The organism is Rhizobacter sp. OV335, from assembly GCF_900142965.1.
Taxonomy (GTDB): Bacteria; Pseudomonadota; Gammaproteobacteria; order Burkholderiales; family Burkholderiaceae_C; genus Rhizobacter.
The window spans coordinates 159,646-178,340 of the sequence record NZ_FRCQ01000002.1; the positions used below are offsets into that span (position 1 = coordinate 159,646).

Consider the following 18,695-nt stretch of genomic DNA (forward strand, 5'->3'; position numbering starts at 1 on the left):
TTCAGCCGCCCGCGGCGCGCACCCCGCCCTGCCAGTCCCCACCCAGCGCCTTCACGAGGAACACCGAGCTCAGCTGACGCTGCCCCAGCAGCTGCGCCGCCTGGCGCTCGCTGGTCAGCAGCGATTGCTGCGCGGTGATCACGTCGAAGTAGGTCGACGCGCCGCCTTCGTAGCGGCTGGTCGCCATGTCGAGCACCCGCCGGGCGGAAGCCACCGCGGTCTGGGCCTGCGCGCTCGCGCGGTCCAGCGCCGCCAGGCCGGTGATGCCGTCTTCGACCTCCTGCATCGCGGTCAGCACGACACGCCGGTAGTTGGCCAGCGTCACGTCGTAGCCGGCCTTCGCGAAATCGACATTCGCCCGCACCCGCCCGCCATCGAAGATCGATTGCGTCGCCGACACGCCGATCGACCACAGCAGGCTCGGTGCATTGAACAAGGTCGACAAATCGCGGCTCTCGTAGCCGACCGACGGCCCGAGCAGCACGCTCGGGTAGAACGCCGCGCTCGCGACGCCGATCTGCGCGTTCGCCGCCGCCATCGCGCGCTCGGCCGCCGCCACGTCGGGCCGGCGCTGCAGCACGTCCGACGGCACGCCGAGCGGAATCGCCGGCGGTTCGAACACCTTGACCTCGGGCGCCAGCGAGAACAGCGGTGCCGGCGTGCCGGTCAGCGTCGCGATCGCATGCTCGAACTGCGCACGCTGCCGGCGCAGCACGTCGACCTGCGTCAGCGTGGTGTCGAGCAGCGCCTGCTGCTGCGCCACGTCGAGGCCCGAGGCCGCGCCCAGGTCGCGGCGCGCCGTCACCAACTCGAGCGAGCGCCGCTGCAACGCGATCGAGCGCGTCAGCACGTCGAGTTCGGTATCGAGCGCGCGCAGGCTGAAGTAGTCGACCGCCAGCTCGGCCGTCAGCAGCAGGCGCGTGTTCTCGAAGTCGGCCGCCGACTGCTCGGCCGACGCGCGCGCGCCTTCCACCGAACGCTGCACGCGGCCCGCCAGGTCGACCTCGTAGCTGGCCGCGAGCGACAGCGTGAAGTCGTTCTGGATGGTCGAGAAGTTGGTCGAGTTGTAGTTGGTCAGCGGCCGGTTGGCCGAGACGCGCTGGCGTGCATCGCGCGTGCCGAGCGTCAGCTGCGGCAGCTGTGCCGACGAGCCCGCGGCCACCACCGCGCGGGCCTGCGCCAGCCGCGCCGCGGCGGCCGCGAGCGTCGGGCTGCCGGCCAGCGCCTGCTGTGCCAGCGCGTCGAGCTGCGGGTCGCCGAAGCGCTGCCACCATGGGCCCTTCAACGCCGCATCGCCCGGCGTCGCCTCGCGCCACGGCGCGTCGAGCTGCCAGTTGACCGGCAGGTCGAGCGCCGGCTTCTGGTAGTCCGGGCCCGCAGCGCACGCCGCCAGGCCCAGCACCCACACCAGTGCCAGCGCGCGCGGCACCCGGCGCAGCGTCACAGCGCCCCCTTCGGTGCCGATGCCGCCGCGGCCACCGCCACCTGGTCGCCATCGGCCAGCGAATCGGACGGATTCAGCACCAGCCGCTGGTCGGCGCCAAGGCCGTCGAGCACCTCGACCGTCTCGCCGTAGTTGCGGCCCAGCGTCACCGCCTTCAGCGTGACGCGCCCGTTGCCGTCGACCACCGCGACGCGCGCGCCCTCGGCGCGGAACAGCAGCGCATTGGTCGGCACCAGCATCGCCTGGCTGGCCGACAGCGGCAGCGCCACCTGCACGTAGGCGCCCGGCAGCAGCGTGCCGTCCGGGTTCGGCAGCGCGATCTCGACCTGCATCGTGCGCGTGCCGGTGTCGATCGACGCCGCGGTGCGCGCCACCGTGCCCTTGAAGCTCCGGCCGCGCAGCTCGCCCTGCGTGACGACCACCGGCTGCCCGGCCTTCACCAGCTGCGCATACGACTGCGGCACGTTCACGTAGACGCGCAGCGGATCGGTCTGCGACAGCGTGAAGAGCGGCTTGCCGCTGGTGTCGATCAGGTCGCCGACATCGACGTTGCGCCGCGTGATCACGCCGGCGAACGGTGCCACCACGCGCTTGAAGCCTTCGAGCTGGCGCAGCCGCTGCACGTTGGCATCGGCCGCGGCCAGGTTGGCGCGCGCCTGCGCGGCGCTGCTGCGGCGCTCGTCCAGGTCCTGCTGCGAGACCACGTCTTTCTTGCGCAGGCTCTCCCAGCGCTCGACGGTGCTGGTCGCGAGCTGCAGGCCGGATGCCGCCTGCTCGCGCGCCGCCACCGCCTGCGACAGCTGCTGGTCGAGCTCGGGCGATTCGATCTCGGCCAGCACCTCGCCCTTCTCGACGCGCGCACCGATGTCCTTGGTCCAGCGCCGCAGGTAGCCGGCCGCGCGTGCCGCGATCGGCGACTGCACGAAGCCCTGCAGCGTGCCCGGCAGCGCCAGCGTCTGGCCGGCCTCGGCGGTCTTCGGCAGCGTGGTCTTCACGTACTGCTTCGCGCGCTCGGTGGTGCCGGCCTCCAGTGCCTTGGCATTGCCCATGCGACTGATCACGGTGCGGCCGGCACCGAGTGCCAGCAGCACCAGCACGACGATCGTCAGCAGCCGGACGCGGCGGGCGACCAGCTTGCGCTGCAGCGGATCGGCCAGGTGGATGGCGTCGGGCGATTCGTTCGGGTCGGCGGCGTGGATGCCCAGGGCCGCGTGGCGCTGCTCGGTCATGGCTCAAGTCTCCTGAAGGTTGGCAGCGGGCGGCAGGGCGGCATCACGGGCCAGGGCATGGGCCTCGCGGCGCTGCGCCAGGCGGCGGTGCACGCCGGCGTAGACCACCGGCACGAAGAAGAGGGTGGACACGGTGGCGAACAGCAGCCCGCCGATCACCGCGCGGCCGAGCGGCGCGTTCTGCTCGGCGCCTTCGCCGAGGCCGAGCGCCATCGGGATCATGCCGATGATCATCGCCAGCGCCGTCATCAGCACCGGCCGGATCCGCGTCGCGCCGGCTTCGAGCGCGGCCGACAGCGCCGGCACGCCCTCTTGCAGGCGCTGCCGCGCGAACGACACCAGCAGGATGCTGTTGGCGGTGGCCACGCCCATCGTCATGATGGCGCCGGTGAGCGCCGGCACGCTCAGCGTGGTGCCGGTGACGAACAGCATCCACGCGATGCCGGCCAGCGCCGCCGGCAACGCGGCAATGATGATCAGCGCATCGATCCAGCTCTGGAAGTTGACGACGATCAGCAGGTAGACCAGCACGATCGCCATCGCGAGGCCGACGCCCAGCCCGATGAACGAGGCCTGCATGGTCTGCACCTGGCCGCGCAGCACCACCTGGCTGCCGCGCGGCAGCTTGGGCTGGACCTCGTCGACCAGCTTCTGCACCTGGCCGGCCACGTTCGCGAGGTCGGTGCCCTGCACGCTGACGTAGACGTCGATCGCCGGCAGGATGTTGTAGCGCGACGAGATCGCCAGCTGCCGCCCTGGCGCCGCCTCGACCAGGTTGCCGAGCAGCTGGGTGCTGCCGGCCGCGCCGGCGTTGGAGGCACCCCCTGCCCCCACCGCGCCGACCGGCATGTTCAGCAGCGCGTCCAGCGAATCGATCTTGTACTGCGGCGTCTGCACCGCGATGCTGTAGACCACGCCGTTCTGCGGGTTCAGCCAGAAGGCCGGCGCCGTCTGCGAGCTGCCCGACAGCGAGATCAGCACGTTCTGCCCGACGTTCGACGCGGTCAGCCCGATCTGCTGCAGCCGCGAGCGGTCCATGTTCAGGTTGAGCGCCGGCAGGTCGTTGCGCTGGTGCACGTGGGCGTCGACCGCGCCGGGAATTTGCCGGATCTTGCGCGTCAGCTCGGCGGCCAGCGCCGCGTTGGCCGCCAGGTTCTGGCCGGTGAACTGCACGTCGATCGCCGCCGGCAGGCCGAAGTTCAGGATCTGCGTGACGATGTCGGCCGGCTGGAAGAAGAACTCGGTGCCGGGGAAGCGCTTCGGCAGTTCGGCGCGCAGCAGGCTGACGAACTCGTCGGTCGGGCGGTGGCCCTCCTTCAGCGACAGCTGCAGCTCGCCGTCGAGCGTGCCGATGGTGCCGGCATTGCTGTACGACAGGTTGATGCCGCTGTTGGGCACGCCCAGGTTGTCGAGGATGGTCTCCAGCTGGTCGGCCGGGATCATCTCGCGGATGGCGGCCTCGACCTCGTCGGCCAGGCGTGCGGTCTCTTCGATGCGGGTGCCGGTGGGCGCGCGCAGGTGTAGCCGGATCTGGCCGGAGTCGACGCTCGGGAAGAAGTCTCGGCCGAGGAACGGGATCAGCGCGCACGACAGCAGGCAGAAGCCGGAGAACAGCAGCGCGAAGCGCATGCGCTGCGCCAGCAGGCCCGACAGCGCCAGCGTGTAGACGCGGCGCACGCGCTCGAACTGGCGGTCGAAGGCGCGGTACAGGCGCTGCAGCGCGTTCGTGTTCGCCTGCGCCGGCTCGGCCGATGCGCCGGACGGCGCCGCATGCGACTTCGCCATCAGCAGCATCACCAGCGTCGGCACCAGCGTGCGCGACAGCAGGTACGACGCGATCATCGCGAACACCACCGCCTCGGCCATCGGCACGAACAGGAAGCGCGCGACGCCCGACAGGAAGAACATCGGCACGAACACGATGCAGATGCACAGCGTGGAGACGAAGGCCGGCACGCCGATCTCGCCGGCACCGACCTCGATCGCCTCGAGCAGCGGCGTGCCCAGGTGCAGGTGGCGCTCGATGTTCTCGATCGTCACGATCGCCTGGTCGACCAGGATGCCCACCGACAGCGCGAGCCCGCCGAGCGTCATCAGGTTCAGCGTCTCGCCGAGCATCTGCAGCACCAGGATGGACGCGAGGATCGACAGCGGGATCGTCGCCGCGATGATCAGCGTGCTGCGCCAGTTGCCGAGGAACAGCAGCACCATCGCGGCCGTCAGCAGCGCGGCGATCACCGCCTCGGCGATCACGCCCTTGACTGCTGCCTTGACGAACACCGACTGGTCGAACAGCGGCGTCACCTTGACGTCGGCCGGCAGCGTCTGCGACGCGCGCGGCAGCAGCGCGCGCAGGTTGTCGACGATGTCGAGCGTGGACGCGCCGCCGTTCTTCAGCACCGACAGCAGCACGCCGCGCGCGCCGTCCTGGCGCACGATGTTGGTCTGCGGCGAGAAGCCGTCGCGCACCGACGCGACGTCGCGCAGGTAGGTGGTGGCGCTGGTGTTGCCACTGAGACTGGTGCGCACCGGCAGGTCGCCGAGCCCGGCGATCGCGTCGGGCGAGCCGTTCATCTTGACGGTGTATTCGGTGGCGCCGAACTTGGCAGTGCCCGACGGCAGGATCAGGTTCTGCAGGTTCACCGCATTGACCACGTCGGCCGGCGACAGCCCGCGCGCCTGCAGCGCCGCGGTGTCGAGGTCGACCGAGATCAGCCGGTTCTTGCCGCCATACGGGAACGGCACGGCCACGCCGGGGATGGTGATCAGCTGCGGGCGCAGCTGGTTGACGGCGGCGTCGAACACCGCCTGCTCCGGCAGCGTCGGGCTGGACAGCGCGAGCTGGATCACCGGGATGCTGGAGGCCGAGTACTTGATCACCAGCGGCGGCGTGATGCCCGGTGGCAGCTGGCGCACCTGGGTCTGCATCGACGCGACCACCTGTGCGATCGCGGTCTGGATGTTGGCGGTCGGCTGGAAGAAGACCTTGATGACCGCGATGCCGGCCAGCGATTGCGACTCGATGTGCTCGATGTCGCTGACGGTGGTGGTGAGCCCGCGCTCGCTCTGTGCCGAGATGCGCTGGCCCATCTCTTGGGCCGACAGGCCGCCGTAGTTCCAGATGATGCTGATCACCGGAATGTTGATTTCCGGGAAGATGTCGGTCGCCATGTTGCGCAGCGCGAACGGCGTGGCCAGCACGATCAGCAAGGCCATCACGATGAACGTGTAGGGGCGACGCAGCGCCAGCTGGACCATGGACATCGACAGCAACTCCTGCGTGCGCCCCATTGCGCAACCCACGATGATATTCAGATCAGGTTGCCGGCGTGTTGCTGATTCGGCGGATCGATCCTCGTTTCCGGTGCGGTTTCCGGTGCGGTTTCTGGTGCGTCAACACCCTGCGCGCGGCGTGGCGGTCAGCCCGGCGTAAGCTGCCCGGCGCGGCGGCACAAGGAGTGGCGATGGTGCGCGGGGCAGGCAGCGGGCGAGCGATCACGGCACTGGCATGGGGCGCATGCGCGATGGCGGTGCAGGCCGCCGAGGCGCCGTTGTCGGCACCGGGCAACGTGGCCGGATTGCCGAGCTGCGTGAGCGCCGACTGGATCCAGTTCGGGCGCGACGAGCAGAGCGCGCTGCTCGATGAAGGCGACCGCCGCGCGGTGGTGGCCGAGATGCACAGTCTCTACCCGGTGATCGAGCGCGACGGGCTGCCGGTGTCGCGCATCGTGCTGTGGCGGCGCAGCGGTGGCGAGCTGGTGTTCGTCGCCGCGATCGACAACCCGCGCCAGGCCGGCGAGGCCTGCTTCATCGCGACGGTGTCGGCCGCGCGCTTCAGCATGGCGCTGCCTCTGCTGCGCAAGTACCTGCCGCAGCAGGCCACGGCCGCGCCGTGATCAGCCGCCGGCGCGCTTGGCGGCGTGGCCGGCCTTCTTCAATCGCTCGACCACCACGTCGATGTGGTCGCCCTGCAGTTCGATCACGCCGTCTTTCACGGTGCCGCCGACACCGCAGGCGGCCTTCAGCTCGCGCGCCATCTGGTTCAGCGCGTCGTCGTCGAGCAGCAGGCCCTTCACCAGCGTGACGCCCTTGCCTTTGCGGCCCTTGGTCTCGCGCGAGACGCGGACGACGCCATCGCCTTGCGGAAGCGCCTTCTGCGTCTTGCACACGCATTGCGCCTGCGGCTGGCGACAGTCCGGGCAGATGCGGCCAGCGTCGGTGGAATAGACCAGCGACGACAACCCTGCGAGGCCGGACACGCTCTTCTTCATCACGTGGACGCGGCGGCGGCGCTGGTGATTTGCGTGCTGCCGGCAGCAGCGGGCTCGACGACCGCCCCCCGGATGACGGTGGCGAGTGCCACGTCGCGCCGGACCCGCCCGGGGTCGTCATTGCCATGGCCGAATGCGCTCTGCGCGCAGTGCTCGTGGAGGTGTTTCGGCATGGTGATCCTTTTGGGCGCCGATGATAACGGCGCGCAAAAGGCCGGCGGCGGCGCGGCTCGAGCGCACATGCCCAGCCTCGCGATTGCGAGACTGGCCGCAGCGGCTCAGCTGCGTCAACTGAAGTCAAGCGACCCCCCTGAGCTGGAATCGTCCTCGGTCGAACTATTTGATTCAGATCCACTTTTCTGTTTGGCAGTATTCTTTTTGGCAGTTTCCAGTTCGGCAATAAACTGGCTGAGGCGGCCCTCCAATTCGTCCATCGACAGAGTCCCAAACTCTGTTGATGTGCGAAGTTTAAAACCGACAATTAGAGATCGGACGTACTGGGTCTGCCCTTTGTCATGGCTCTTGCAAATCCGATTGACTTTTGTCTGCAGGGCAGGGGCGTCCCCATTCTGGTATTCGTCCAATTTTTCATGGAAACCGGTCAGATCCGCAATGAACGCCTGGATTTTGCTCAATTCCCGAAGCGGTGGCATAGAGGTAATGACGGTCTGCGAATTACTCGATTCACCTTCGAACTTGGGTAGAGATTTCCGTCCCTTGGCTGAACTCAATTTCGGCGGCGTATCCACATCGAGCACTATGATCATGAACCGCTTCAAATAATTCTGAAGGTGCCCGAGCTCGGCGCTTGCGCGCTCAACGTCGCGTAACGACAAGTGAGCGTCCGCGGAGCGAACCCTATCAAGACAAGGCCCTCTGTGCTTTACAGTCCACTGTTCGAAGACGTCCTCCAACGTCAGAAGAGCTTCTTTGGCATCATCGAATTGACCGGAACTCAAGAGATTCTGCGCATCGACAATCGCGTGCAAAAGCGGCCAACTTTTCTCCGGCTGTGCGTCAATCGCACGCGGCGCAAAGAGAACAACATTGTCAGGCTGCGCGGCTTGGCGTTGCGCCCAGAACTCTCTCGCTCCCGCGATGACGCCATTGACCTTCTCAGTGAGAATTCTTGCCGCGGAACTCCCACCCGACTGCACGCCGTCTTTGACTCGCCTCGCCACTCTCAGCACTCGTCTCGAAGCTTGGTACACGTTGTTCATGATGCTGCCGGATGATTTGATTGCTCGCCAAACGCAAGTGCACATGAGTGGTGGCGCGACGCCGTTGGTTCCCGCCAAGGCCGAAGAGCGTTGAACCTGTTCGTTCTGCCTGAATCAAATCGTGCCGCGCGGCTGGCGTCTACGACCCGACGCGCTGAACCGCGACGTATCCTGGCGCGATCACCAGACCCGGAGACGCCCATGAGCCATCCACCGATCAGCCGCTACCCGGTGCCCGACATCGCCGGCCTGCCCGACGACATCCGCGCGCGCATCCTCGAGGTGCAGCAGAAGGCGGGCTTCGTGCCGAACGTGTTCCTCGGCTTCGCGCACCGGCCCGACGAGGCGCGGGCCTTCTTCGCGTACCACGACGCGCTGCTGCTGAAGGAAGGCGGCCACCTGACGAAGGGCGAGCGCGAGATGATCATCGTCGCGACCTCGGGGGCCAACAACTGCCTGTACTGCGTGGTCGCGCACGGCGCGATCCTGCGGGTCTGCGAGAAGCAGCCGCAACTCGCCGACCAGGTCGCGACCAACTACCTGAAGGCCGACATCACGCCGCGCCAGAAGGCGATGCTCGGCTTCGCGTTGAAGGTCAGCAACGATGCGGCGAACATCGTCGAAGCGGATTTCGAGGCGCTGCGCGCGCACGGCTTCGACGACGAGGACATCTGGGACATCGGCGCGATCACCGCGCTGTTCGGGTTGAGCAACCGGATGGCGAACCTGATGAGCCTGCGGCCGAACGACGAGTTCTACCTGATGGGGCGGGTGCCGCGGGAGAAGAAGGCCTAGCGGACCAGCAAGCCCTCGGCCGTCCAGCGCTGGATCACACCGACGACGCCGGGCACCGCTGGCGCGTCACCCAGTGCGTCGGCGGCAATCGCACACAGCGCGCTGAAATCATCCCCCTGCATCGCGGCGGCCAGCAACTGCGCCTCGACCGCGTCGGCAACCGAGCGCCAGCGCGTCTCCAGCACCGGCCGCCAGACGATCAGCTGGTGCTCGCCGGCTTCGGGTTCGGCCAGCTCCGGCTCGTCGTCGCCCTGCAGCGCGCGCCATGCCGGCTCGACGTGCCAGTCCAGGCTCAGCACCTGCACGCTCGGGTGAAAGCGCAGCACGCGCTGCGGCCAACCGTCAGCCGGCAACGCCGCCAGCTCGGTGGGCGTCATCGGCGCCGCATCCGCTGCATCGAACGCATCCCGCAGCGCCCACTCCATGCGCGCCAGGTCGACGAAGGCCGGATGCGGCACCAGCTCGGGATTCGCCGCCATGAACTCCGCGAGCCGGTGCCCGAACCAGCGGATCGACGGATGCCGCGACGGATGCGCCTGCAGGTAGGCCTCGGCCAGCGCGTCGAAGGCCTCGTCGCCCATCGCGCGCGGCAGCGCGCCGTGGTTGTCGCGCAGCGCCGCGACCAGCCGGGCGCGGTAGGCGTTCTGGTAGATGCGCAGCAGCGGTTCGTGCTGCGTGGATTCCCGCAACAGGCCCGGCCCGGCCGGTGCGCCGAGCATCGCGGCGTGCAATCCGCGCTGCTGATCCGCCAGCGGGCTCGGGCTCGCGCCGGCGCTCATGCCGCAACGACCTCGTTCAACGCCACGGCCTCGACCGCGCGCGCCTGGTCCAGCTCGGCCACCAGCTCCGCCAGCGGCGGGATGTGGTCGTCGCGCTCGATCATCGCCGGCACGCGGCCCAGGCGCTGCACCGTGTAGCCATAGAGGTCCCACACCGCCGCGCACACCGGGTGGTCGTGCGTGTCGATCAGGTAGCTGCCATGGTCCTCGTGGCCGGCCAGGTGGATCTGCCGCACGCGCTCGCGCGGCATCGCGTCGATGAAGCGGCGCGCGTCGAAGCCATGGTTCACGCTGCTGACGTGCACGTTGTTGACATCCAGCAGCAGCTCGCAGTCGGCACGCTGCAGCAGCTCGCCGATGAACTCCCATTCGCTCATCTCGTCGGCCGCGAAGCCCACGTAGCTCGACACGTTCTCCAGCACCAGCCGCCGGCCCAGCAGGTCCTGCACCTGGCGCACGCGCGGCACCAGGTGGCACAGCGCCGCCTCGGTGTACGGCATCGGCATCAGGTCGTGCAGGTTGTGATGGTCGACGCCGGTCCAGCACAGGTGGTCGGAGATCCACGCCGGCTCGATGCGCTGCGCCAGCGCCTTCAGGTCCCGCAGGTAGCCGGCGTTCAGCGGGTCGGTGCTGCCGATCGACATCGACACGCCGTGCATCACCATCGGGTGGTCGCGGCGGATGCGGTCGAGGTGGTGCAGCGGCTTGCCGCCGGGCACCATGTAGTTCTCGGAGATGACTTCGAGCCAGTCGACGCGCCGCGCAAGCGCGCGGTCGTCGCTGCAGAAGTCGCGGTAGTGCTCGGTGCGCAGACCGAGCCCGAAGCCGTGCAGCGCGGTGTTCATGGGCAGTGGCGGCTTCGGGCGTGGGTTTACTTCAGCACCGTGCCGCCGGCGCTGGCGCATTCGGCGGCCGTCTTCTTGCCGACCCAGCCCTGGCCCTTGCAGCCGTTCTGGCCCTTGCATTCGCTCTTCGCGGTCTTGCAGTCGGACGTGCCCTTGCAGCTGTTGACGCCGGCGCACTTGACGCTGCCTTCATCGGCAGCCTGCACGCTGGTGGCGACGGTGCCGAGTGAGAACAGGGCGGCAGCGGTGGTGGCCAGGGCGAGGCCGGACTTCAGGTTCAGCATGATCATTCCTTCAGGTTGGTGTTGGGGACGTGCAGCCGAGGATGAATCCCTCGCGCCAGCCCCACTCTGTCGGTGCCCGCCACGCGCCCTTACACCAACCCACCGGAAAGAACTTGCAACCGGCTACTTCAGCACCTCGGCCATCGCGACCGCGGTCGCCTCGACATTGCCCGAGTTCAGGCCGGCCACGCACATGCGCCCCGAGCGCACGAGGTACACCGCATGTTCCTCGCGCAGCCGGTCGCACTGCTCGACACTCAGCCCGGTGTAGCTGAACATCCCGCGCTGGCTCAGGAAGTAGCCGAAGTCGCGGCCCGGCAGCTTCGCGCTCAGCACCGCATGCAGCTTCTCGCGCATCGCCTTGATGCGCACGCGCATCGCATCGAGCTCGGCCGCCCACTGCTCGTACAGCGCCGGCGTCTGCAGCACGCGCGCCACGATCTGGCCGCCGTGCGTCGGCGGGCTGCTGTAGTTCTTGCGGATCGTCGCCTTCATCTGGCCGAGCACCAGCGCCGCCTCGGCCGCGTTCGGGCACACCACGCTCAGGCCGCCGCAGCGCTCGCCATACAGCGAGAAGCTCTTCGAGAACGAACTCGCGACGAAGAAGCTCAGCCCCGCATCGGCCAGCGCGCGGATCGCGAACGCGTCCTGCGAGATGCCGTCGCCGAAGCCCTGGTACGCGATGTCGACATACGGGATCAGCTGGCGCTGCGCCAGCACCGGGATCAGCTCGGCCCACTGCGCCGCGCTCAGGTCGACGCCGGTCGGGTTGTGGCAGCAGGCGTGCAGCAGCACGATGCTCTTCTCCGGCAGCACCGACAGCGCCGCCAGCATCTCGGGAAAGCGCACGCCGCCGGTGGCCGCGTCGTAGTACGGGTAGGTGCTGACGGTGAAGCCCGCGCCCTCGAACATCGCGCGGTGGTTGTCCCAGGTCGGGTCGCTGACCCACACATTGGAGTTCGGGAAGTAGCGCTTCAGGAAATCGCCACCCACCTTCAGCCCGCCGGAGCCGCCCAGTGTCTGGATGGTCGCGACGCGCCCGCTGGTCACCGCCTCGTGCGCCGCACCGAACAGCAGGTGCTGCACCGCCTGGCGGTAGTTGGCCGCGCCTTCCATCGGCTGGTACGGGCGCGCGCCGATCGTCTGCAGCATCGCCGATTCGGCCTCGCGCACCGCGCGCATCACCGGCAGCCGGCCGTCGTCGTCGAAGTAGATGCCGATGCTGAGGTTGATCTTGTGCGGCCGCGGATCGCGGCCGAAGGCCTCGTTGAGGGTCAGGATGGGGTCGCCTGCGTAGGCGTCGACGTGCTCGAACATGGTGCTGCCTTGGGTGGGGGAAGTGGTCGGTGTCGGACGCAAATTATCGGCGACGCCCTTCAGCCTCCGCCCGGCGTGGCCGATATCCCTCGGGCGAGGTGCCGCCGATGTCCGGCCGGCGCCCGCGCCGCCCCGGCGCAGGGCAAGAGACAAGCGAGTTCTCCGAGTGACTGTCAGATCGATCCGCAACAAGGCGCACTGGGCCGCTTACGCCACCGTGGTGACGTTGGCGGTGGGCGTCTTCGTGGCCGCCTGGTCGGCCCGCCAGGACCGGCTGTGGGGCGACATGCAGGAGGCCGCGCACGAGGCGGCGCGCGAGGTCGGGCTGTCGACCCGCTCGGCCCGCAACAGCGTCTTCATGCTGCAGGGCGTCGCGAACGGCCTGTTCCAGCAGCAGGGCCTCGCGCTGTCGAAGGAACACCAGGCGGCGCTCGCCGAGCGGCTCGACCTCCCCGGCACCACCGTGCTGCTGCCGATCACGCGGGCCGCGCACCACACCGCGCGCGCGTCGGCCAACAACCATTCCGATTCGCCGGCCTTCAGCATGGCCGGCGTCAAGCCGGCTCCGGACAGCGAGGCCGGCCTCGACAAGGGCCGCGAGATCGAGATCGCGCTGTCGCTCGGCCCGGCATTGATCCAGGCCAAGACCACGCAATCGGCGGCCGCCGCCGTCTACTACCTGTCGGGCCAGGGCTTCCACCTGATCTACCCGCCGGCCTCCGACGACCTGCAGCTGTTCACGCCCGACATGCTGGCCCGCGACCCCTACCGCGACGGCCTCGTCGAGCGCAACCCCGGCCGCACGCCGGTCTGGTCGGCCTCGTACGACGATCCCAAGGGCAACGGGCTGATCAGCACGCTGGCGATCCCGATCGACGATGCCGAGGGCCGCTACCGGGCCATCGCGGCGATGGATTTCCAGCTCGACAGCCTGTCGCAGTACGTGCGCCGGCCCGCGCTCGGCATCGCGACCGCCTTCATCCTCGACGACCGCGACCGCGTGATCGCGCACCCGACGATGGTCGGCGGCGCCTCCGACAAGGCACCGACGCTGCAGCAGGTCGCGCAGCGCGCCGGTGCGGGTGACTGGAGCGCGCTGCGCACCGCGCCGGCCAACAACCGGCAGGAGCTGGCGGCCGACTGGGCGCTGGTCTACGACATCGAATCCACGCCGTGGCGCTATGCCATCGTGGTCGACCGCGCGCAGCTGCGCTGGGCCGCGCTGCGCACCATGCCGCTGGAGGCGGGCGCGCTCGCCGCGCTGCTGCTGCTGCTGGGCTATGCCGAGAAACGCCGCCGCGAGGCGCTGGTGTCGCTGCGCCGCAAGGCCGCCGAAGACGTGCTGCAGGCGGCGCCGGCGCCGGTCGCGGTGCTGCGCCAGGCCGACCTGTCGATCATGATGGCCAACGCGGCGCTGCTGCGGCTGTTCGGCGACGACGGCACCACCGACGCGGCCAGCGCCCGCCGCAGCGCGCACGAGCAACTGCACGACCTGATCAAGAGCCTGTCGTCGCAGGAGCAGATCGAGGCCGGCCGCGTCAGCGAGATGTGCCTGCACCGCGACGACAGCACGCCATTCTGGGTGCTGGTGCGCTGCGTGCCGCTGGTGCATGAAGACGAGCCCGGCTGGCTGTGCAGCCTGACCGAGGTGACCGCGCTGAAGCAGGCGCAGGACCAGCTGGAGACGCTGGCCACCACCGATCCGCTGACCGGCGCGCTGAACCGGCGCGCCATCGCCGCGCGCGGCGGCGTCGAGCTGAAGCGGGTCGGCCGCACCGCGGCGAGCTTCTCGGTGCTGCTGCTCGACATCGACCTGTTCAAGCGCGTCAACGACGAGCACGGCCACCCGGCCGGCGACCGCGTGCTGCAGGCGGTGTCACGCGCCTGCCAGGGTGCCCTGCGCGAGCTCGACGTGTTCGGCCGCTGGGGCGGCGAGGAGTTCGTCGCGCTGCTGCCGGACACCGACCACGACGGCGCGGTGGCGGCGGCCGAGCGCTTGCGCGTGGCGATCGAGGCCTTGAGCGTCGAGGATGATGTGGGCCGGCCGATCCGCCCGACGGTCAGCGTCGGCGTCGCGGTCGTGCTGCCGGCCGGCGACTCACTCGAGGCGCTGCTGTCGCGTGCCGACACCGCGCTCTACGTCGCCAAGGCGGCCGGCCGCAACCGCGTGTGCGTCGCGCCGGCAGGCAACGCGCCGGCCGAACTCGTTCAGGCGCCAGCCGCTCAGGCCGCAGTCATTCAGGCTGCCAGCGCGGCCTCGATGTCGGCCGACAAGGATTCGGGCGTGTCGGTCGGCGCGTAGCGCTTGAGCACCTGGCCGTCCTTGCCGACCAGGAATTTCGTGAAGTTCCACTTGATCGCCTTGGTGCCGAGGATGCCCGGGGCTTCGGCGGTCAGCCACTTGTAGAGCGGGTGCGCGTCGCTGCCGTTCACGTCGGTCTTGGCCATCATCGGGAAGCTGACGCCGTAGTTCAGCTGGCAGAACGACGAGATCTCGTCGTTGCTGCCGGGATCCTGGTGGCCAAACTGGTTGCTCGGGAAGCCGACCACCACCAGGCCCTTGTCGGTGTATTTCTTCCACAGCGCCTCCAGCCCGGCGAACTGCGGCGTGAAGCCGCAGGCGCTCGCGGTGTTGACGATCAGCAGCACCTTGCCGCGCTGCGCAGCGAGCGGCGCGGGCTTGCCGTCGATGGTGGTGGCTTCGAAGTCATAAGCGGTGGTCATGTCGTTTCCCTTCAATTCGAAAAAGCCGCGATGCCCGTCTGGGCGCGGCCGAGGATCAGCGCGTGCACATCATGCGTGCCCTCGTAGGTGTTGACCACCTCCAGGTTCACCAGGTGCCGCGCGACGCCGAACTCGTCGCTGATGCCGTTGCCGCCCATCATGTCGCGCGCCAGGCGGGCGATGTCCAGGCTCTTGCCACACGAGTTGCGCTTCATGATCGACGTGATCTCGACCGCGGCCGTGCCCTCGTCCTTCATGCGGCCGAGCCGCAGGCAACCCTGCAGGCCGAGCGTGATCTCGGTCTGCATGTCGGCCAGCTTCTTCTGCACCAGCTGGTTGGCCGCGAGGGGGCGGCCGAACTGCTTGCGGTCGAGCACGTACTGGCGCGCGCGGTGCCAGCAGTCCTCGGCCGCGCCGAGCGCGCCCCACGCGATGCCGTAGCGCGCGCTGTTCAGGCAGGTGAACGGGCCCTTCAGGCCGCGCACCTCGGGGAAGGCGTTCTCCTCGGGGCAGAACACGTTGTCCATCACGATCTCGCCGGTGATGCTGGCGCGCAGGCCGACCTTGCCGTGCACCGCCGGGGCGCTCAGGCCCTTCCAGCCTTTTTCGAGCACGAAGCCGCGGATCGCGCCGCTGTCGTCCTTGGCCCAGACCACGAACACGTCGGCGATCGGGCTGTTGGTGATCCACATCTTCGCGCCGCTCAGGCTGTAGCCGCCGTCGACCTTGCGCGCCCGCGTGACCATGCTGCCGGGGTCGGAGCCGTGGTCGGGTTCGGTCAGGCCGAAGCAGCCGATCCATTCGCCGCGCGCGAGCTTCGGCAGGTACTTCTGTTTGGTGGCCTCGTTGCCGAACTCGTGGATCGGCACCATCACCAGCGACGACTGCACGCTCATCATCGAGCGGTAGCCGGAGTCGACGCGCTCGACCTCGCGCGCCACCAGCCCGTAGCAGACGTAGTTCAGCGCGGCACCGCCGTAGGCCTCGGGAATGGTCGGGCCGAGCAGGCCCAGCTCGCCCATCTCGCGGAAGATCGCGACATCGGTCTTCTCGTGGCGAAAGGCCTCGAGCACGCGCGGCGCGAGCCGGCCCTGCGCGTAGTCGCGGGCGGCGTCGCGCACCTGGCGCTCGTCGCTGTCGAGCTGCTGGTCGAGCAGCAACGGGTCGTCCCACTGGAAGGCGGCTTTGGGCGTGGACATGACGGAATCTCCGGGAGAGGGTTCGGGGTTCGATGGCGCAGGGTAACGCTTGTCGGCGGCCTCAGGCTTCATCCGCCAGCAGCGACAGCCCGAGCAGTGCACGCCGCTTCAGCCACGGGCTCGGGCGGTAGCGCGGATCGCCGTAGAAGGCGTGCATGCGTTCGAGGATCGCGAGCACCGTGCGCGCGCCGAGCCGGTCGCCCCATGCGAGCGGCGGCAGCGGGTAGTTGAGGCCAAGCTTGACGGCGAGGTCGATGTCGGCCGGCGTCGCGATGCGCTGCTGCGCGATGTCGCAGGCGATGTTGACGATGGTCGCGACGACACGCTGCGCGACCAGGCCGGCGCTGTCGCGGATCACCGTGACCGGCACGCCGTCGGCCGCGAACAGGCCGTGCGCGGCGTCGCGCCATGCGGCGGTGGTGGCCGGCGTGGTCATCACGACGCGGCGGCGCGACAGGTCGAACAGCGTCTCGACCGCGACGCTGCGCTGCGCATCGAGCCCGAGCCGCTGCACGCAGGTGGTGGCGTCGTCGCCGACCGGTGCGACCACGCACAGGCTGTCGGCGCGCGGCGTGCTGCCGTCATCGAGCGGCACGCCCAAGGTGGCCACCAGCGCGCGCAGCGCGGCCGGCGCATCCGGCGCCAGCCAGACGGCCGCGGGACGGGCATCCGGGGCAGGCGCTTCGGCGATGGCCTGCTTCTGCCCACCGTCGTAGCGGTAGAAGCCGCGGCCGGCCTTGCGTCCGACCAGCCCGGCCGCGAGCATCTGGCGCGTCAGCGGTTGCGGGCGGTAGCGCGGCTCGTCGTAGTACTGGCGGTAGATCGATTCCATCACCGGGTGCGACACGTCGAGTGCGGTGATGTCCATCAGCTCGAACGGGCCGACGATGAAGCCGGCCACGTCGCGCAGCACGCGGTCGACGTCGTGGAATTCGGCGATGCCTTCCGACAGGATGCGCAGGCCTTCGGTGCCGAAGCCGCGCCCGGCGTGGTTGACGATGAAGCCCGGCGTGTCCTTCGCGCGCACCGCGGTGTGGCCCAGGCGCCGGCCAAGCGCCAGCAGGTTCAGCGTGACGGCCGGGTCGGTCAGCAGCCCGTCGACCGCCTCGACCACCTTCATCACCGGCACCGGGTTGAAGAAGTGGAAGCCGGCCACGCGCGACGGCAGCCGCAGCGAGGCCGCGATCGCGGTGACCGACAGCGACGAGGTGTTGCTCGCGAGCACGCAGTCGTCGCGCACCAGCGCCTCGAGCTCGGCGAACAGCGCCTGCTTGGCGCCCAGGTCTTCGACGATCGCTTCGATGACGACATCGCAGCCGCGCAGCGCCTCGAGGGCGACCACCGGCGCGAAGCGTGCGGTGGCCGCGGCCGCCTGCGCGGCGCTCAGCTTGCCGCGCTCGTGCAGCGTGCGCAGCGTGACGGCCAGCTTCTCGCAGCCGGCCGCCGCGCCGCCGGCGCGCGCATCGAAGACCCGCACCTCCAGCCCGGCCTGCGCCGCGATCTGCACGATGCCCATGCCCATCACGCCGGCGCCGACCACGCCGAGCGTCAGCGCGTCGGTCGCGAAGTCGCGGGGAGTCCCTTCGGGAGGATTGCCGGGGCTTTCACCCTTGTGATCGGTCTGCATTGCGGAATACCATTCTGCGAGCTCACGCCAGCCGCCGATTGTTCCCGGTGCCGTCTTCGACTGTCAATCAACGTTGTCCACACGCCATGGAATCGTCCGCCGCGGTCACGCCCACTCCTCCACCCGCGTCATCGCGCCCGCGCCGCAGCACGCTGCCGCGCCCGAAGGAAGACCGCCACTTCGTCACCGCGCTCGCGCGCGGGCTGGAGGTGCTGGCCTGCTACCGCAGTGGCGACAAGGCGCTGGGCAACCACGAGATCGCGCAGCGCTGCCGGCTGCCCAAGTCCACCGTCTCGCGGTTGACCGCCACGCTCACGCGCCTGGGCTACCTGATCCAGCTGGAGGACAGCGGCAAGTACCGGCTCGGCACCGCGACGCTGTCGCTCGGCAGCGCGATGCTGGCGCGGCTCGACGTGCGCCAGCTCGCGCGGCCGGCGATGCAGGAGCTGGCGGATTTCTCGCGCGCGATGGTGTCGCTCGGCACGCGCGACCGGCTGTCGATGATCTACGTCGAGAACTGCCGCAGCAGCGCGGCGCTGACGCTGAGCCTGGACGTCGGCTCGCGCATCCCGGTGGCCACCTCGGCGATCGGCCGCGCCTGGCTCGCGCTGGCCGGCGAGCGCGAGCGCCAGGACGTGCTCGAGCGCGTGCAGGAGGTCGACGAAGTGGCGTGGCCGGAGCTGCAGCGCGCGATCACCCGGGCGGTGGACGACCACCACACGCTGGGCGTCGCGACCTCGTTCGGTGAATGGCAGAAAGACGTGAACGCCATCGCCCGCGCATTCCGCCCCGGCGGCGGGCTGCCGCCGATGGCGATCAACTGCGGCGGGCCGTCGTTCAAGCTGTCGAAGGAGTTCCTGCTGGGCGAGGTGCGGCCGCGGCTGATCGAGATGGTGGACCGGCTGGAGGCGTCGTTGCTGCGCTGAAGGCCCACCGCTGACACCTTCGCGACAGCGGGATT

17 protein-coding genes are annotated in these 18,695 nt (G+C 69.4%); 4 read left to right on the top strand and 13 right to left on the bottom strand.

The genetic code is table 11. The features are described 5' to 3' along the window. Nucleotide 1: 1 nt before the first annotated feature. The 3 genes from BUE42_RS02595 to BUE42_RS02605 are packed head-to-tail and all read right to left on the bottom strand — an operon-like array spanning nt 2 to nt 5,937. Nucleotides 2–1,444: an efflux transporter outer membrane subunit gene (locus BUE42_RS02595; RefSeq protein ID WP_073462539.1), complete on the bottom strand. Its 1,443-nt coding sequence runs from the start codon at nt 1,442–1,444 to the stop codon at nt 2–4. Beyond that, on the bottom strand, nt 1,441–2,673 hold the full coding sequence (locus tag BUE42_RS02600) for an efflux RND transporter periplasmic adaptor subunit (protein ID WP_073462540.1): 1,233 nt from the start codon (nt 2,671–2,673) through the stop codon (nt 1,441–1,443). The genes BUE42_RS02595 and BUE42_RS02600 overlap by 4 nt, the downstream gene beginning before the upstream one ends. Nucleotides 2,674–2,676: 3 nt before the next feature. Next, complete coding sequence (locus BUE42_RS02605) at nt 2,677–5,937, bottom strand: efflux RND transporter permease subunit (protein WP_073462772.1); 3,261 nt, start codon at nt 5,935–5,937, stop codon at nt 2,677–2,679. Nucleotides 5,938–6,137: 200 nt separating this feature from the next. Here BUE42_RS02605 and BUE42_RS02610 point away from each other — a divergent pair, with 200 nt between their 5' ends. Continuing rightward, on the top strand, nt 6,138–6,569 hold the full coding sequence (locus tag BUE42_RS02610; RefSeq protein WP_143171264.1) for a hypothetical protein: 432 nt from the start codon (nt 6,138–6,140) through the stop codon (nt 6,567–6,569). Here the strand turns inward: BUE42_RS02610 and BUE42_RS02615 are convergent, their stop codons facing one another. From BUE42_RS02615 to BUE42_RS31900, 3 genes are all read right to left on the bottom strand, one after another. Beyond that, the gene (locus tag BUE42_RS02615) at nt 6,570–6,944 is read right to left on the bottom strand and encodes a translation initiation factor Sui1 (protein WP_073462542.1); all 375 of its coding nucleotides are present in this window, start codon (nt 6,942–6,944) and stop codon (nt 6,570–6,572) included. Next, a complete protein-coding gene (locus tag BUE42_RS32895; RefSeq protein ID WP_159445357.1) occupies nt 6,944–7,117 on the bottom strand; it encodes a hypothetical protein in 174 nt (57 codons plus the stop codon). Before BUE42_RS32895 ends, BUE42_RS02615 begins: the two co-directional genes overlap by 1 nt. A gap of 114 nt (nt 7,118–7,231) precedes the next feature. Beyond that, nucleotides 7,232–8,164: a hypothetical protein gene (locus BUE42_RS31900; protein ID WP_143171265.1), complete on the bottom strand. Its 933-nt coding sequence runs from the start codon at nt 8,162–8,164 to the stop codon at nt 7,232–7,234. Between the two features lie 201 nt (nt 8,165–8,365). Between BUE42_RS31900 and BUE42_RS02620 the strand changes: the two genes are divergently transcribed. Next, nucleotides 8,366–8,959 (top strand): peroxidase-related enzyme, encoded by a 594-nt coding sequence (locus BUE42_RS02620; protein ID WP_073462543.1) that lies wholly within the window; start codon nt 8,366–8,368, stop codon nt 8,957–8,959. Here the strand turns inward: BUE42_RS02620 and BUE42_RS02625 are convergent. From BUE42_RS02625 to BUE42_RS02640, 4 genes are all read right to left on the bottom strand, one after another. Continuing rightward, nucleotides 8,956–9,738, bottom strand: a complete 783-nt coding sequence (locus BUE42_RS02625) for an HvfC/BufC N-terminal domain-containing protein (protein WP_073462544.1) — start codon at nt 9,736–9,738, stop codon at nt 8,956–8,958. The genes BUE42_RS02620 and BUE42_RS02625 overlap by 4 nt on opposite strands. After that, on the bottom strand, nt 9,735–10,583 hold the full coding sequence (locus tag BUE42_RS02630) for an MNIO family bufferin maturase (RefSeq protein ID WP_073462545.1): 849 nt from the start codon (nt 10,581–10,583) through the stop codon (nt 9,735–9,737). Before BUE42_RS02630 ends, BUE42_RS02625 begins: the two co-directional genes overlap by 4 nt. Nucleotides 10,584–10,609: 26 nt before the next feature. Further along, nucleotides 10,610–10,867 carry a BufA2 family periplasmic bufferin-type metallophore gene (locus BUE42_RS02635; RefSeq protein ID WP_073462774.1) on the bottom strand — a complete coding sequence of 86 codons (258 nt, stop codon included), beginning with the start codon at nt 10,865–10,867 and terminating at the stop codon, nt 10,610–10,612. 123 nt (nt 10,868–10,990) lie between these two features. Continuing rightward, nucleotides 10,991–12,184 (bottom strand): amino acid aminotransferase, encoded by a 1,194-nt coding sequence (locus BUE42_RS02640; RefSeq protein ID WP_073462546.1) that lies wholly within the window; start codon nt 12,182–12,184, stop codon nt 10,991–10,993. A gap of 166 nt (nt 12,185–12,350) precedes the next feature. Here BUE42_RS02640 and BUE42_RS02645 point away from each other — a divergent pair, with 166 nt between their 5' ends. Beyond that, complete coding sequence (locus BUE42_RS02645) at nt 12,351–14,486, top strand: sensor domain-containing diguanylate cyclase (RefSeq protein WP_073462547.1); 2,136 nt, start codon at nt 12,351–12,353, stop codon at nt 14,484–14,486. Here the strand turns inward: BUE42_RS02645 and BUE42_RS02650 are convergent. The 3 genes from BUE42_RS02650 to BUE42_RS02660 all read right to left on the bottom strand — a co-directional run bounded on the left by BUE42_RS02650 (nt 14,423) and on the right by BUE42_RS02660 (nt 17,734). Then, nucleotides 14,423–14,908, bottom strand: coding sequence for a glutathione peroxidase (locus BUE42_RS02650; RefSeq protein ID WP_073462548.1), 486 nt, complete (start codon nt 14,906–14,908; stop codon nt 14,423–14,425). The genes BUE42_RS02645 and BUE42_RS02650 overlap by 64 nt on opposite strands. 11 nt (nt 14,909–14,919) lie before the next feature. After that, nucleotides 14,920–16,107: an acyl-CoA dehydrogenase gene (locus BUE42_RS02655; protein ID WP_073462549.1), complete on the bottom strand. Its 1,188-nt coding sequence runs from the start codon at nt 16,105–16,107 to the stop codon at nt 14,920–14,922. Between the two features lie 61 nt (nt 16,108–16,168). Next, the gene (locus BUE42_RS02660; RefSeq protein ID WP_073462550.1) at nt 16,169–17,734 is read right to left on the bottom strand and encodes a 3-hydroxyacyl-CoA dehydrogenase; all 1,566 of its coding nucleotides are present in this window, start codon (nt 17,732–17,734) and stop codon (nt 16,169–16,171) included. An 86-nt stretch (nt 17,735–17,820) separates the two neighbouring features. Between BUE42_RS02660 and BUE42_RS02665 the strand changes: the two genes are divergently transcribed. Then, a complete protein-coding gene (locus tag BUE42_RS02665; protein WP_073462551.1) occupies nt 17,821–18,660 on the top strand; it encodes an IclR family transcriptional regulator in 840 nt (279 codons plus the stop codon). The last annotated feature ends 35 nt before the right edge of the window (nt 18,661–18,695 follow it).